At 70.6% G+C, this 14,681-nt stretch carries 10 protein-coding genes; 7 read left to right on the top strand and 3 right to left on the bottom strand.

Features of this window, described 5'->3' with window-relative positions; all coding sequences use genetic code 11:
- Positions 1-15 precede the first annotated feature (15 nt).
- Positions 16-2,997 (bottom strand): TonB-dependent receptor plug domain-containing protein, encoded by a 2,982-nt coding sequence (locus tag ACT009_RS13545; RefSeq protein WP_445191589.1) that lies wholly within the window; start codon positions 2,995-2,997, stop codon positions 16-18.
- 295 nt (positions 2,998-3,292) lie between these two features.
- On the opposite strand from ACT009_RS13545, the gene ACT009_RS13540 reads away from it, so the two are divergent.
- The 7 genes from ACT009_RS13540 to dacB all read left to right on the top strand — a co-directional run bounded on the left by ACT009_RS13540 (position 3,293) and on the right by dacB (position 12,886).
- Positions 3,293-5,653, top strand: a complete 2,361-nt coding sequence (locus ACT009_RS13540; protein WP_445191588.1) for a penicillin acylase family protein — start codon at positions 3,293-3,295, stop codon at positions 5,651-5,653.
- On the top strand, positions 5,650-7,248 hold the full coding sequence (locus tag ACT009_RS13535) for an N-acyl-D-amino-acid deacylase family protein (RefSeq protein ID WP_445191587.1): 1,599 nt from the start codon (positions 5,650-5,652) through the stop codon (positions 7,246-7,248). Before ACT009_RS13540 ends, ACT009_RS13535 begins: the two co-directional genes overlap by 4 nt.
- A 95-nt stretch (positions 7,249-7,343) precedes the next feature.
- The gene (gene dgcN, locus ACT009_RS13530; protein ID WP_445191586.1) at positions 7,344-8,381 is read left to right on the top strand and encodes an N-acetyltransferase DgcN; all 1,038 of its coding nucleotides are present in this window, start codon (positions 7,344-7,346) and stop codon (positions 8,379-8,381) included.
- Complete coding sequence (dgcA, locus tag ACT009_RS13525; protein ID WP_445191585.1) at positions 8,339-9,331, top strand: N-acetyl-D-Glu racemase DgcA; 993 nt, start codon at positions 8,339-8,341, stop codon at positions 9,329-9,331. Before dgcN ends, dgcA begins: the two co-directional genes overlap by 43 nt.
- The gene (locus ACT009_RS13520) at positions 9,328-10,575 is read left to right on the top strand and encodes a dicarboxylate/amino acid:cation symporter (RefSeq protein WP_445191584.1); all 1,248 of its coding nucleotides are present in this window, start codon (positions 9,328-9,330) and stop codon (positions 10,573-10,575) included. Before dgcA ends, ACT009_RS13520 begins: the two co-directional genes overlap by 4 nt.
- Positions 10,572-11,456 carry a LysR family transcriptional regulator gene (locus ACT009_RS13515; RefSeq protein WP_445191583.1) on the top strand — a complete coding sequence of 295 codons (885 nt, stop codon included), beginning with the start codon at positions 10,572-10,574 and terminating at the stop codon, positions 11,454-11,456. The genes ACT009_RS13520 and ACT009_RS13515 overlap by 4 nt, the downstream gene beginning before the upstream one ends.
- Entirely contained in the window at positions 11,453-12,886 is a 1,434-nt protein-coding gene (dacB, locus tag ACT009_RS13510; RefSeq protein WP_445191582.1) for a D-alanyl-D-alanine carboxypeptidase/D-alanyl-D-alanine endopeptidase, read from the top strand. Before ACT009_RS13515 ends, dacB begins: the two co-directional genes overlap by 4 nt.
- Here dacB and ACT009_RS13505 read toward each other — a convergent pair.
- Positions 12,883-13,905: a serine hydrolase domain-containing protein gene (locus ACT009_RS13505; RefSeq protein ID WP_445191581.1), complete on the bottom strand. Its 1,023-nt coding sequence runs from the start codon at positions 13,903-13,905 to the stop codon at positions 12,883-12,885. The two genes, dacB and ACT009_RS13505, sit on opposite strands and share 4 nt — an antisense overlap.
- Entirely contained in the window at positions 13,902-14,597 is a 696-nt protein-coding gene (locus ACT009_RS13500) for an HAD-IA family hydrolase (protein ID WP_445191580.1), read from the bottom strand. The genes ACT009_RS13505 and ACT009_RS13500 overlap by 4 nt, the downstream gene beginning before the upstream one ends.
- Positions 14,598-14,681 lie beyond the last annotated feature (84 nt).

Raw genomic sequence — 14,681 nt, 5'->3', positions numbered from 1 at the left:
TCCCGCCGCCTGGCCTCAGCGCAGCTGCACGCGGAAGCCGACCCGGAACTGCCGGCCCAGCAGGTCCGAATAGGTGCTGTTCGCGGCGAGCCCGGTCTCCGGCACCAGCAGCGGCCAGCGGTTGAACAGATTGGTGACGTTGACGAAGAACTCCGCGCCGCGCTCCGCATCCGCGCCGATCTTTTGGGTCAGGTTGAGGTCGACGTAGAACAGCCCCGACACGTGGTTGTCGTCCTGGGTCGGAAACTGCGTCGTCGAGATCGGGCACCCGGTCTGGCACTCGATCGCGTTGGCGAGGTACTTGCCCGCGCTCACCCCGCGCGCCACCCCGGTGATCGAGAAATCGGGCGTGTCGTACCCTGCGGTGAACCGGTAGATCCACTTGGGCGTGCTCGCCTGCCCACCATTCGCGCCCACGGTGTCGATCGGCACCGTGCCGGCAATCCCCTGGTCGATGACGTTGTCGATGTACCGCGTCGCTACTCCGCGCAACGTGACGGCACCCTTCGCGCTGTCGAACAACCGGCTCAGCGGCAGGCGATAGCTGGCATCGAAATCGATCCCGCGCACCAGTTGCTCCGTGAAGTTGAATGGTTGGCTGCGAAACAGGATCCGCGACGCGTTGCTGGGGTCGGGCGAATAGGCGTCGCAATAGGCCTGGGTGCCTTCGAAGCAGCGATTGATGATCTCCTGTGCGCTCAGGCTGCCGATCGCATCGTTCATCTCGATTCGGAAATAATCGACCGAAGCGCTGAAGCCGGGCAGGAAGCGCGGGGTCAGCACGCCGCCGATGTTCCACGAATCCGCCTTCTCGGGCCGTAGGTCGAGATTACCGGTAATTGTCGCGGAATAGGAATAGGTCGCCGGGCCCTTGCTGGGATCGTTGGCGACGAAGAACGGGTTGCGGACCGAATCGCTGTTCGACGCGCCCGCTTGGTAGAGCTCGTTGAGGTTCGGCGCGCGGATATCGCGCGACCGCGTCACGCGGAAGCGGATGTCCTCGATCGGCTGCCACGTCGCGCCGAGCTTCCAGGTCGTGACATAGCCCGACGTCGAATAATCGGTCGCGCGCACCGCGCCGTTGAACTCGACCCCGAGCCCCAGCGGCACCACGGTCTCGAGATACGCCTCCTTCACGTCGTAGCTGCCGTTGGTGGGCAGGTAATTGCCGACCGACCATTGGTTGATCGTGCTGTTCTGGTTCACCGTCGGCTTGAACTCGGGCGGCACGAAGCCCTTGATCTGCTCCTTGCGATATTCGCCGCCGACCGCGACGCTGACGTCGCCCGCCCAGGTCGCGAACGGAGTCACCGACAGATTGGCGCCGGTCACATATTGCTCGATCGTCTCGTCGCGATACGGGCTGCCGAGCACATAGGCGATCGCCGCAGGGTCGGCGACGCCGAGACCGAGCCGGTTGAGCGGCACGCATCCGTTGGTCGGCGTGGTCAGCGTCGTCCGGCACACGATCGTGCCCGCCGCGACCCCGGCGGCGTTGCCCGCGGGGGCGAACACCGCGTCAGTCGCGTTCAGCATGCGCTGCGTGTTCATCACGTTGGTCAGCTGCTCGTGCAGCTCGGCGCGGCCATATTGGCCGTATACGTTCCACGCCGATCGCTTGCCGAAAGCCTCGAAATCGCCGTTCGCGCCGATCGTGTAGCGCTGCACCTCGCGACGATTGTCGACGCCGCGATACGGCAGGTCGGCCGCCGAGGTCGCGATCGTCACGGTGTTGACCCCGGTCAGCGCCGCCGCGCCGAGCGTGTTGATCAGGAACGCATTGTCGCGCTGCAGGACGACCCCGGTCGACAGGTTGGGGCCGGCGTTGAACACCACGCGCTGGCGGTTGTACGCGGCTTCGGCGAACAGCTCGATCCCCGGGGTGGCCTCGAAGCTGGCGCGGCCGAAGAAGCCGTGGCGGTCGTCTTGAGCATCGAGCCCGATCCGCCGCCCGGTGTCGTTGACCCGCCAGTCGCCGCCCTGGGTCAGCGACGGCGCCGACGCACCGCCGACAGCGGGAAAAGTCAGTGCGCCATATTGGAACTGGTTGACCGCGCCGTTCTGCCCGAAATACCGGCCGCGCAGGTTGTTGGCGGTCAGCCCGCTACCCGCGAGCACGGTGTTGCCGGTGACGATGCCACCAGGCGTGGAGTTCACCGCGCCGACCTGGCGGCGGATCAGATATTGCGGAGTGGTGCTCGTCGCGGTCCAGTTCGGATCCTGGATGCGGACATAGCCGGTCGCGTTCCAGGCGCGGTCGACGTCGAAGATGCCGTCCTTGTGCGCGACCTCGGCGTTGAACAGGATGTGGCCGCGGCCGCCGGCGAACGGCACGCCCGCGGTGATGCTGCCCGAATAATTGCCGCCGTCGCCATATGTGGTGACGCCGCTGTCCACCGTCGCCTTCAGCCCGGTATATTTCTTGTCGAGCACGAAGTTGACGACGCCCGCGACCGCGTCGGATCCATAGGCCGCGGAGGCGCCGCCGGTGACGACCTCGATGCTGCTGATCAACGATTGCGGGATGGTGTTGATGTCGACCAGCCCGGTGATCGTCGACGGCACCGATCGCCGCCCGTCGAGCAGCACCAGCGTGCGCGTCTCACCCAGGTTGCGCAGGTTGAGCGCGTTGATGCCCGCTTGCCCGCTGCTGAGGTTGAGCCGCGAATTGGCCGGGCGGGTCGACCCTGCCAGCGCCGGCAGCTGGTTGACGAAGTCCGCGATGTTGTTGGTCGGCGCGCTGTTTTGGATCTCCTCGGCGGAGATCACGGTCAGCGGGGTCGGCGATTCGAAGCCGCTGCGGACGATGCGCGATCCGGTGACGAAGATGTCGTCGCCGCCCGGCGCTTCGGCAGTCTGCGCCTCCGCCACGCTGGTCGGCGGGGTGTCCACCGTCGTGGTCTGTGCTGCCATCGGGGTGGCGATCGACAAGGCGAGCAGGCTGCAGACGCCGCCCTGGATCGACCTGCGCCGCCGAATTTGACCCGAAATCGTCATGTTAGCCCCCTAATAGTCGCTTGAGACCGGCGGCCTGCCGCCCCGCGGCAGCGGGCATCCGGTCCTCGATCATTCCCTCGATGCGTCGACGCCGGCCTCTGGTGGACCGTGCGCAATCGCCCTGCTTCAGCCAACGTGCGCGTCGGCGCCCCGGAGCGTCAAGGCCCGATGTTCGCCAACTTCGCCAAGCTATAACTACAGCTTATGGGGCGGGTCGCGACGCGGCCCTGTCACCGGGCGCGACGTTGGCCTAGACCGCGACGCACACGCCGCCGGAACTATAGGGGAGGTTGCGATGCTCGATCGTCGTTCGTTCCTGCTCGGATCTGTCGCGATCCTGGCGCTCGCCTCGGGTCGACGCGGCTGTGCGGCGTCCGACGTGCCCCCCGCCACCGCCCGCACGATCGACGTTCGCGGTCTCGCCGCCCCGATCGAGATCGTCGACGACGCGTACGGCGTCCCCCACATCCGCGCCGCCTCGATCCCCGACGCGTTCTTCGGCCAGGGCTATGTCGTGGCGCGCGACCGGCTGTTCCAGATCGACTTCAGCCAGCGGCGTGAACTCGGCCGGATGGCGGAGGCGTTCGGCCCGCAGTTCGCCGATTACGATGCGGCATCGCGGCTGTTCCACTATCGCGGCGATATCGATGCCGAGCTGAAGCGCATCCCCGCGCAAGTGCTCGCCTCCGCCAACGCCTATATCGCCGGGATCAACGCACGGATCGACGAGGTCGCTGCCGATCCCACGCTGCTGCCGCTCGAATACCGGATCCTCGGGATCGCGCCCCTGCGCTGGACGCTGCGCGATCTGGTGATCACCCGCGGCGCGTCGATCGGCAACGCCGACGACGAGGTGCGCCGCGCGCAGCTCGCCGCAATCGGGCTGCTCGAGCTCGACGCGATCGTCGCGCCGTTGCGGCCCGCGCACCGTATGGTCGTGCCCGACGGGCTGAACGTCGCCGCGGTGGGCGAGGACGATCTCGGCGTCCTCCAGCTCGGCCGGCTGCCGTTCGGCCCCGATACGCCGACCGCCGTCGAGCGCAGCAACGCCGGCAGCAACGCCTGGACCGTGGCGCCCGCGCGCACCGCGACCGGGCGCCCGATCCTCGCCAACGATCCGCATCTCGGCATCGGCGGCTTCGGCCCGCGCCACGTCGCGCATCTGACCGCCCCCGGGCTCGACGTGATCGGCGGCGGCGCGCCCGGCCTGCCCGGGATCATGCAGGGCCATACCGATCGCTTCGCATTCGGGCGGACCAACTTCCACATCGACCAGCAGGATCTGTTCGTCCTCGAACTTCACCCGAACGATCCCGAGCGCTACCGCCACGACGGCGCGTGGAAGCGGTTCGAGCGGATCGACGTCGCGATCCCTGTGAAGGACGCAGCCCCCGCCGCGACGACGCAGCGCTATTCGGTGCAGGGCCCGGTGATCGCGTACGATCCCGCCCGGCACCGCGCCACCGTGCTCGCCTCGATTGCGATGCAGCCCGGCGGCGGCGGCGCCTTCGCGATGATTGCAATCAACCTCGCCCACGACTGGGCTGGTTTGCAGGAGGCGTTCCGGCTCCACCCCTCGCCGACCAACTTCCATTATGCCGACATCGACGGCAACACCGGCTGGCAGGTAATCGGCTTCGCCCCCGTCCGGCGCGAGGGCGACGGGCTGCTGCCGGTGCCGGGCGACGGCCGCTACGACTGGACCGGGATGCGCGATCACCGCGCGATGCCGAGCGCGTTCAATCCCGCCAGGGGCTGGTTCGCCTCCGCCAACCAGAACAACCTTCCCGCCGATTGGCCCGCCGACCGCGTCCCCGCCTATTCGTTCCGCGATCCCTATCGCTACGATCGCATCGCCGATGTCCTGTCGGGGCAACCGCGGCACACGCTGGCGGACAGCGTCGCGCTCCAGCACGACACCCTCTCCACCCCCGCCCGCCAGCTGATCGCGCTCCTGCCCGCCTCGGTCGACGAGGCGGCGGCGCCGGCGCTGGCGATGCTCCGCGGCTGGAACGCACGGATCGACGGCGGCAGCGCCGCGGCGGCGCTGTTCGAAATCCTGTGGCGCGATCTCGGCGCCCGCATGCTCGCCGCGATCGTCCCCGCCCGCGCCAAGCCGCTGATCACGGAGATCGCGCCGTCGGTGCTGCTCGACCTGCTCGCCAGGCCCGATGCGCGGCTCGGCCGGTCCCCCGCCGCCGCCCGCGACGCGATGGTCGAGGCGGCACTGGCCACCGCCTGGGCATCGGCGAAGGCGCAGCTCGGCCCCGATCCCGCGGCGTGGCGCTGGGAAAGGTTGCACCAGATGACGATCCAGCACCCGCTGTCGCGCATCCCCGCCATTGCCGCGGCGTTCCCACCGATCGCGGGACTTGGCACCGGCGGCGATTCCTACACCGTGATGGCGCGGTGGCTCGGCAACGGTCCGGGCTGGCGCGTCGGCGGCGGTGCGAGCTATCTTCAGGTCATCGATGTCGGTGCGTGGGACAATTCGTTGATGCTCAACCTGCCCGGCCAGTCGAACGATCCGCGCTCGCCGCGCTATTCGGATCAGGTCGCGCCCTGGGTCGCGGGCACGATGCAGCCGATGCTGTTCGGCCGCGCCGCGGTCGATGCGCATGCCGCCGCGCGAGTGACGCTGCGACCACGCCGATGAGACGCCTGCTCGCCGCGTTGCTCGCCACCGCGCTCGCCTCCGTCGCCCCGCTCCCCCGCGTCGATGTCGTCGTGAGGGGCGGGACGATCTACACCGGCGCCGACACGCCACCGATCGTCGGCGATGTCGAAATCGTCGGCGATCGCATCGCCTATGTCGGCCCGTCGCGCGGCACCGTCGCGCGCCGCACGATCGACGCCCGCGGCAGGATCGTCGCCCCCGGCCTGATCGACGCGCACACCCATCCCGACACCTATACCCGCTCGCCCGTCGCGAAGGCACGGCTCGCGCTGCCGTGGCTCGCGCAGGGCGTCTCGACGATCGTCACCGGCGTCGACGGCGGCGGCACGCCCGACGTCGCCGCGGACGCACGCGCGCTCCAGGCGAGCCGGATCGGCGTCAACGTGGTGCCGTTCGTCGGCTTCGGCGCGATCCGCGCGCGTGTGCTCGGCCAAGCCGATCGCGCGCCCTCCGCCGCCGAGCTCGCCCGCGAGGCCGCCCTTGCCGCCAAGGGCATGTGCGAGGGCGCGTACGGCCTGTCGACCGGCCTGTTCTACGCCCCGCAGAGCTTCGCCACCACCGCCGAGGTCGTCGCGGTCGCGCGCGAGGCGGGCAAGCGCGGCGGCCTTTACGATACCCACCAGCGCGATGAATCCGACTACACGATCGGCCTGATCGCCAGCACCCGCGAAGCGATCGAGATCGGTCGCGATGCAAGGATGCCCGTCCATATCGCGCATCTGAAGGCATTGGGCGTCGATCTGCAGGGCCATGCCCCCGACCTGATCGCGACGATCGAGGCGGCGCGCCGCGCAGGGCAGGACATCACCGCCGATCAATATCCCTGGCTCGCCTCGGGCACCTCGGTCGATGCGTCGCTGGTGCCCGGCTGGGCGCTCGACGGCGGCTATGCCCGGATGATCGCGCGCTTCGACGACCCCGCGACGCTGCCGCGGATCAAGGCCGCGATGACCGACAATCTGCGCCGTCGCGGTGGCGCGACGTCGATGCTCCTCACCTCGGCCGGCCAGCCTTGGACCGGCAAGACCCTCGCGCAGATGGCGGCGCTGTGGCGCCTCGCTCCGATCGATGCCGCGATCCGCATCCTGCGTGTCGCCAATGCCGATCGCACCGCGCCCGCGGGGGTCGGCGTCGCCAGCTTCAACATGGTCGATCGCGACGTCGACCTGATCATGAAGCAGCCCTGGGTGATCACCAGCTCTGACGGATCGGACGGCCACCCCCGCCAATACGCCACCTTCCCGCGCAAATATCGCAGCTATGTCCGCGACCGGAAGGTCATCGATCTCGCCGCCTTCATCCGCCGCTCGACCGGCCTCACCGCCGACATCTACCGGCTCGACCGGCGTGGCTATCTGCGGCCGGGCTACCATGCCGATCTCGTCGTGATCGATCCGGATCGCTATGCGCCGGGCGCCGACTATGTCCACTCGACCGTCCCCGCACGCGGCGTCGTCGCACTGTTCGTCAACGGCCGGCTGGCGCTTGCCGACGGCGCTGCGACCGGCATAGCGGCGGGTCGCGTCCTGTTGCGCCCGACCCCCGCAGGCTGCCCGGCCTCCGTCAGACCATAGCCGGCGGTTATGGCTAGGCGGTGGCGCATGGCTGGCCAGCATCGTGCCAGACCGCCTATTCCGCGCGTCTCGACCCCCGGCCATGAAGGTATGCGATGATCCCCGGCCCCTTCCTCCTCTATCTCGGCCACTCGGACGACGAGGTCGGGATCAAGACGTCGCGCGGGCTCGCGATCTTCCGCACCGGCGATTGCGTCGGCGAATGGCGACACGACGATTGTCCGCTCACGCTCGGCCTGCCCCTGCTCGCTCCCGCGGCGGCGCGTGCGGCGGGTGCGAGGACGCTGGTGCTCGGCATCGCCAATGCCGGCGGGACCCTTGGCGAGCCGCTGGTGCGCGACGCGATCGCGGCGATCGAGGCAGGCCTGAACGTCGCCTCCGGCCTCCACCACCGCCTCCGCGACGAACCGCGGCTCGTGCGGGCCGCAAAGCAGGCGGGAGTCGCGCTGTTCGACGTGCGCGATGCGCCGAAGGACCTGCCGGTCGGCAACGGCAAGCCGCGCGCGGGCAACCGCCTGCTCACCGTCGGCACCGATTGTTCGGTCGGCAAGATGTACGCGACGCTGGCGCTCCACGCCGCGCTGCGCCGCCGCGGCATCGCCGCCGATTTCCGCGCCACCGGGCAGACCGGCATCCTCATCGCCGGCGCGGGCGTGCCGCTCGACGCGGTGGTCGCGGACTTCATCTCGGGCGCGATCGAAATGCTCGCCCCCGCCCGGACCGATGACGGCTGGGACCTGATCGAGGGCCAGGGCTCGCTGTTCCACCCGTCGTTCGCCGGGGTATCGACGGGGCTGCTCCACGGCGCCCAGCCCCGCGCGATCCTGCTGTGCCACGATCCGTCGCGCCCGCACATGCGCGGCCTGCCGCACTTCCGTCTACCCGATCTGGCGGAGTGCCTCGCCGCGAACCTGGCGGTCGCCCGCCTCACCAGCCCCGACGTGCTGCCGGTCGGCGTCGCGCTCAACACGGTCAAGCTCGACGAGGCCGCGGCCCACCGCCTGTGCGCCGACACTGGGACCGCGCTCGGCATGCCTTGTACCGACCCGTTCCGCTTCGGAGCGGACCCCTTCGTCGATCGGATGCTGCAATGCTTCGCACCCTCGCCGCCGCCCATCAGCGCTTCGGCCTGAGGGCGCCGTTCCGGATCGCGCGCGGGGTGAAGACCGCCGCGGACGTGATCACGGTGACGATCCGCGAGGGCACCCACGAAGGCCGCGGCGAGGGCGTGCCCTATCCGCGCTACGGCGAGACGATCGAGGCCGCGCTCGCCGACATCGCCACGATCGCGCCGCTGATCGAACGCGGCGCCTCCCGCCACGATCTCGCTACGGCGATGCCCGCAGGTGCCGCGCGGAACGCGGTCGATAATGCGCTGTGGGATCTCGAGGCACGCCGCGCAGGAACCACCGTGGCGGCGCTCGCCGGTCGCCCCTTGCCCACCCCCGTCGCCTCCGCGATCACGATCGCAATCGATACGCCCGCCGCAATGGCCACCGCCGCGGCACGCGCGGCATCGGTGCCGCTGCTGAAGGTGAAGGTCGATCGCGACGGCGCCGCCGCCCAGATCGCCGCGGTCCGCGCCGCCGCCCCCGCGCCCCGGCTGATCGTCGATCCCAACGAAAGCTGGACGATGGCGGAGGTGGTCGCGCTGCAGGGCCTGCTGATCGAACACCGCGTCGATCTGCTCGAACAGCCGCTGCCCGCCGGGGCCGACGAAGAGCTCGCCGGCTTCGCGTCGCACGTGCCGATCTGCGCCGACGAATCGCTGCACACCGCCGCGGATCTGGACGCGCTGGCCGGCCGCTATGCCTATGTGAACATCAAGCTCGACAAGACCGGCGGCTTGACCGAGGCGCTGGCGCTGGTCGATGCTGCACGCACGCGGGGGTTCGGGTTGATGGTCGGGTGCATGGTCTGTTCGTCGCTCGGCATCGCGCCCGCGCTGCTGATCGCGGGTGAGGCGGCGTTCGTCGATCTCGACGGCCCGCTCTGGCTGTCCGACGATCGGCCGGGCGGCGTCGTCGATCGTGACGGCATGCTGTCCCCGCCAGCGCCGGGCTTCTGGGGCACCCCCGCTTGACGCTGCTGCGCCGCTGGTTCGCCATCCGCTTGTGGAAGCGCGTCGTCGGCGCCCTGATCCTCGGCATCGCGCTCGGGCTGCTCTGGCCGCAAGGCGCGACCGCGATCCGGCTGGTCGGCGACCTGTTCGTCCGGCTGATCAAGATGCTGGTGGTGCCGGTCGTCCTGATCACCATCGCCGCCGGCATCGCCGCGCTCGGCGATCCGCGCCGGCTCGGGTCGATCGGCGGCAAGACCGTCGGCCTGTTCGCGCTGACGACGCTGATATCCGTGATGATCGGCATGGCCGCGGGGCTGCTGGTCCGCCCCGGCGAGGGCATCGCGCTCGCCGGCGTCGCGCCGCACCCGCTCGGCCCCGCGATCGCGCCTGCGGACCAGCTGCTCGGCATCGTCCCCGCCAACATCGTCGAGGCACTGGCGCGCGGCGACATGCTCGCGATCATCTTCACCGCGATCCTGCTCGGCATCGGCAGCGTCGTCGCGGGCGAGGCCGGACGGCCGGTCGTGGCGCTGCTCCAGGGGCTCGCCGCGGTACTGCTCCAGATCGTCCGCATCGTCATGGAGGCGACACCGTTCGGCGTGCTCGCGCTGATCGCCAACGCGGTCGCGACCGGCGGCGTCGCGGTGTTCGTCAATGTCGGCTGGCTGGCGCTGTGCGTCGTCGCCGCGTCGCTGGTGCAGATGCTGGTGGTGCATGCCGGACTGATCGCGCTGGTCGCGCGGCTGCCGGTCGCGCGCTTCTTCCGCGGCATCGCCGACGCGCTCGTCGTCGCCTTCTCCACCGCCTCGTCGTCGGCGACGCTGCCGGTGGCGCTCCGCGTCGCGCAGGACGATCTCGGCATCGCCCGTCCGGTCGCCTCGACGGTGCTGCCGCTCGGCGCCAGCATCGGCAAGGACGGCACCGCGATGTATGTCGGGCTGCTCGGCCAGTTCGCCTTGCAGGCGCTCGGCATCGTGCCCGACGCGTGGATGCTCGGCGTGATGCTGCTGACCGGCGCGCTCGCCGCGTTCGGCACCGCGCCGGTGCCCTCCGCCTCGCTATTCATGCTCGCAGCGATGCTCGCCGCGGTCGGGGTGAGCGCCGAACAGACTGCGATCGTGGTCGGCCTCGTCCTGCCGTTCGATCGCCTCCTCGACATGACCCGCACCGTCCCCTCGGCGTCGGCGAACCTGACCGTGGCGACGCTGGTGGCGCGTAGCGAAGGCGCGCTCGATGAACGCGTATATCGCGGGCCCGCGATATGAACCTGCGCCACATCGAGATCTTCCACGCGGTTTATGTCAACGGCTCGGTCAGCGCCGCCGCGCGTGCGCTCAACATCTCGCAACCGTCGGTGTCGAAGACGCTGCGCCATGCCGAGACGCTGCTCGGGCTCGAACTGTTCCAGCGGGTGCAGGGCCGGCTGGTCCCGACCGAGGACGCGCACGCGATGTTCGGCGGCGTCGCCGACATCCAGGAACGGGTGCGGGCGCTGCGCGAGGCGGGCCGCAACCTGCGCGCCGGCGCCGGCGCCACGCTCCGCATCTCCGCCCTGCCGAGCCTCGCGCTCGGCGCGCTGCCGACCGCGGTATCGCAGTTCCTGAAGAAGCGCCCCGACGTCCGCTTCGATCTCCAGACCGTCCATCACGACGATCTGCTCCGCAAGCTCTACGAGCGCGAGACCGACATCGCGATCGCCTACGAGGCGCCGCGCGGCGCTCCGCTCGGGCAGAGCTGGCACGGCGAGGGCGAGCTGGTGATGCTCTACCGCGAGGAGGACATGCCCGATGCGCCGCCGCGGGTGGAGCTGTCGCAGCTCGCCGGCCGGCCCTTCATCACGCCGGCCGCCAGCGGTCCGATCGGGCACCTCTTCACCAACGAGCTCGAACGGCTCGGGCTGGACCTGAACGAAGTCGCCTCCGCGCGCACCTTCTACATCGCCGCCGCGCTGGTCCGCGCCGGGGTCGGCATGACCGTGGTCGACAATTTTACCGCCGCGGCGTGGATGGCGCCGGGGCTGGCGGTGCGCCCGCTGAAGCCGTCACTGACCTTCGACATCAACGCGATCCACCTGCTCGATCGCCCGCCCAGCGCCCTCGCGATCGAATTCCTCGCCCAGCTGAACACCGTCATCGAAAGCGAATGATGCGCCTCCTGCTCACCCTGCTGCTCGCCGTCCCCTCCGTTTACCTCGCCCCCGCCGCCGCCGCCGACCGCGCGGTCGACCAGGCGCTCGCCACCGCGCCGGTCGGCACACGCATCGGCCTCGTCGTGGTCGACGAGAATGGCCGCGAGATCGTCGCGGTGCGCGGCGACGAACGCTTCATCCCCGCCTCCAACACCAAGATCTTCACCACCGCCGCCGCCTTCGCGACGCTCGACGTCGCCGCGGCCGATGGCGGCGGCGGTGCGTCCGTGCGGCTCGACGGCCGCGACGTGGTGCTGAGCGGCCATGGCGACGCCCGCCTGTCGAGCGCCCCCGGCTGCACCGTCGATTGCGTCGCGACGCTCGCCCGCGCGGTCGCCGCGAAGACCCGCACCGTCGGCGACGTGATCGGCGACGACAGCTTCTTCCCTGACGATCGCTGGCCCGCGGGCATGAGCTGGAACAACCAGGTCGGCCGCTACGGCACCGCGATCTCGGCGCTGACCATCGACGACAATGTCGCGACGCTGGCGGTCACCCCGCGCGCGGCCGGCGAAGCGCCGACCATCACCGGCGACGGCTATTACCGCATCGACAACGCCGCGCTTACCATCTCCGCCGGCGGCAAGGCCGATCTTACCGCGACGCGCACCCCTGGCACCGACCTGCTCCGCATCGCCGGCACCATCCCCGCCGGTGCCTTGCCCGAGACCGTCACCGTCGGCGTCGACGATCCCGCACACCGCGCCGCGTGGCTGTTCGCCGCGATGCTCCGCGCAGCGAATATCCGTGTCACCGGCCGCATCGCTGCTCGCCACCGCGCCCCGACCTCGGCCGACGACCCCGCCATGCGCGGCGCCACACCGGTCGCGCGCGCACCCGAGCCGCCGGCGCTCGCCACCCTCGCCCCGCCGCCGCTGCTCGAGGATCTGACCCACACCAACAAGGTCAGCCAGAACCTCCATGCCGAGCTGTTCCTGCGCCGCATCGGCGCGGTCGCCGGCAGCGGCTCGGTCGCCGACGGCCGCGCCGCGGTGATCGCGATGCTGGACCGCGCCGGCGTCCAGCGCTGGGCCTACGACTTCGCCGACGGATCGGGCATGTCGAGCTACAACCGCATTACCCCGCGCGCGACCGTCCGCTTTCTGCGCTGGACCCAGGCACAGCCCTGGGGCGCGGCCTGGCGCGCGACGCTGCCGGTCGGCGGCCTCGACGGCACCCTCGCCCGTCGCTTCAAGGGCACGTCGCTGGACGGCAAGCTGTTCGCCAAGACCGGCTCCCTCAACCCCGCCAACGCGCTCTCGGGCTTCTTGATCACCGCCAAGGGCCGCACCCTGACTTTCGCCGCCCTCGCCAACGACATGCCCGACGATGCGTCGGCCACCCGTTCGATCGATCAGGCGTTGCTGGCGATCGCCGCGGCCAACTAAGCTCCCTCGAGCGCGGCGATCACGGCGTCCCCCGTCGCCGGCCGCAGCGCAAAGATGCCGCTGTCGGCGTGGCGCGTCGGGTGCACGCGATTGGTGAGCAGCGTCCACGCGATGCCACGCGCGAAATCGATCCACAGACCAGTGCCGGTGAAGCCGGTATGCCCGATCGTCGTCGCGGAACAGGTCTGCCCGCCGGACCAGCCATCGTGGCGGATCTCCCAGCCCGCGGTCCGGTGTCCCTCGATCGGCGTGCGCATCGCCGCGATCGCGTCGGCCGATGCCCCGCTGCCGTCGAGCAGCCCGCGCGCGAACCCCAGCACCCCCGCAACGGTGCCGAACAGGCCCGCATGCCCGGTCCGCCCGCCCATCGCGAAGCAGTTCTCGTCATGCACCTCGCCCTTCAGCACGCGACCGCGCCAAGTGCACCGCTCGGTCGCCACCGCCGGGCCGGGCGGCGGACCCCAGCTCAGCCCGGGCCCGAGCGACAGCAAGTCGAGCGACCCGCCGATCAGCCGCTCCACCGCGATCCCGAGCAGCAGATAGTTGATGTCCGAATAAACCGGCGGCCCCGGCCGCCATGCCCGCTGCAGCACGAACGCGCGCAGCCGCGACGGATCGTCGCCATAGGTGTAGATCGGCTCGACCGCGGGCAGGAAGGTGCGGTGCGCAAGGCAGTCGCGGAAGGTCAGCCGCCGCTCGCGCGCACCGGCGACGTCGTATTGCCGCAGGTCGGGGATCGCGTCGGTCAACGGCCGGTCGAGATCGATCCGCCCCTGGTCGGCGAGCGCCAGCACGAAGCCCGTCGTCGCGATCACCTTGCTGACCGACGCCAGATCGAACCAGTGGTCGGCGGTGAGGATCTCCTCGCTCGGCTCGCGCTGCGCCAGCCCGGCGACGCGGACCGATCGCTCGCCGTCCGCGGTCACGATCCCCAACACCGCGCCGGGGATCCGCCCGTCCGCCACCGCCGCGCGCGCCGGCGCGAAGGCCGCGTCGGCGACGGTGTCGATCGCGGTCACCGCGCCTCGTCGCCGACGATCGCGAGCCCGTCCACCGCCGTCGTCACCGCCAGCCCCCGATAGTCGAGGATCGACGGATGCCCCGTATCGATCGGATGATCGTGGGTGACGGTGATGGCGAGCCCGGCCGCCCCCGCCGCATCGGCCGCGGTCAGGCCCGCGACGGTATCCTCGAACACCAGGCAGTCCGCCGCGCGCACGCCCAGCCGCTCCGCCCCGAGCAGGAAGCAGGAGGGGTCGGGCTTGCCGCGCTCGACGTCGTCCGACGTGATCATCACCGGCGGCACCCGGATGCCCGCCCGCGCCAGCCGCGCCTCGGCCAGCGCGCGCGAGGCCGAGGTGACGATCGCCCAGCGCTCCTGCGGAATGCGCGCGAGGAATTCGGCCGCGCCCGCGATCGTCTCGACACCCTCGGTGTCCTCGATTTCGCGGTGGGTGATCCACGCCGCCTCCGCCAGCGGATCGGCGACTCCGAGGCGCTTCATCGTCTCGACGGTGCGCACCCCGTGCATGATCGAGATGACGTAGGCGGGATCGAAGCCGCGCAGCACCGCCCAGCTGGTCCAGGCGCGATTGGCGGAATCGATGCTGGTGATCAGCGTGCCGTCCATGTCGAACAGGAACGCGTCGAAGCGCCGCCCCGCATAGGGGAGCGCGGGAAGGATGGCGGCGGGCAAGTCCATGACGGTCATCGTCCATAAGGATGCGCGCCACCGGCGCAATCGCTTCCTCGCGACCCCACGACCAACGTCGCGGTGCCGGCGGGGCATGCCAGC

This window comes from Sphingomonas sp. Tas61C01, from assembly GCF_052567495.1.
This window is presented reverse-complemented; position numbering and strand designations above follow the sequence as displayed.